The organism is Micromonospora sp. NPDC005686, assembly GCF_042871665.1.
Lineage (GTDB): Bacteria > Actinomycetota > Actinomycetes > Mycobacteriales > Micromonosporaceae > Micromonospora.
This window is the reverse complement of the sequence record NZ_JBIAIY010000032.1, coordinates 1-1,039: the sequence shown is the minus strand read 5'-3', so window position 1 is coordinate 1,039 and position 1,039 is coordinate 1. Positions and strand designations below refer to the sequence as shown.

Sequence of the window (1,039 nt, the reverse complement as noted above, 5' to 3'; positions counted from 1 at the left end):
CTAAGGCGTGTTTCGTAACTCGGGGTTGGCCGGTTGAAGTCACGGCGTGGCGGTGATCGATAACTGAAGAGGTCTCCGGTACTTGGTACAACGACCAAGAAGCACCATGCACCGGAGACCTCGTGGCCACCTTAGCGGTGACGAGGCGGCATGACCTGACTGACGCGCAGTGGGCTGTCCTGGCCCCGTTGCTGCCTGCTGCGTCGTCTACCGGTCGGCCGCCGAAGTGGGAGAAACGGCAGCTCATCGACGGGATTCGGTGGCGGATCCGGATCGGTGCGCCGTGGCGAGACGTGCCAGCGGAGTACGCGCCCTGGCCGACGATCTACGGACTGTTCCGTCGGTGGCAGCGCGATGGCACGTGGGACCGAATCTTGTCAGCGTTGCAGGCGCAGGGCGACGCCCGGGGACGCATCGACTGGACGGTCAGCGTGGACTCGATGACCAGTCGCGCTCACCAGCACGCCGCAGGTGCCCGCACCGACGGTCATCTGCAGAAGGAACCACCCGGCGGGGTTCATGACGAGCCGGCCGATCACGGGCTGGGCCGCTCCCGTGGCGGGCTGACGACCAAGACGCATCTGGCCTGTGAGCAGGGCCAGAAAGTCTTGTCCCTGATCGTCACCGCCGGGCATCGCGGGGACAGCCCGCAGTTCATCCCGGTCCTGCGCCGCATCCGCGTGAACCGCCTCGGTGTCGGCCGGGCCAGGACCAGACCGATGCTGGTGCTGGCCGACAAGGCCTACACCAGCCGCGCCAACCGCAGATACCTGCGCTCTCGCGGGATCCGGGCGTGCATCCCGAGCAAGAAAGACCAGGACGCCCACCGCAAAGCCAAAGGCTCCCACGGCGGGCGCCCACCGGCGTTCGACCCGCAGCTCTACCGGCTACGCCACGCTGTCGAGAACGGCATCAACAGGCTCAAACGCCACCGCGGCGTCGCCACCCGCTATGACAAGTTGGCCGTCCGGTTCCACGCCGTCCTGACCATCACCATCATCACCGAATGGCTCTGACCGGCTTATGAAACACGCCTTAG

The 1,039-nt window shown here is 66.4% G+C and carries 1 protein-coding gene; it reads left to right on the top strand.

Annotated elements, in window-relative coordinates; translation table 11 throughout:
• Nucleotides 1–137 precede the first annotated feature (137 nt).
• Nucleotides 138–1,016 (top strand): IS5 family transposase, encoded by an 879-nt coding sequence (locus ACFYON_RS29040; protein ID WP_376700856.1) that lies wholly within the window; start codon nucleotides 138–140, stop codon nucleotides 1,014–1,016.
• Nucleotides 1,017–1,039: the final 23 nt, after the last annotated feature.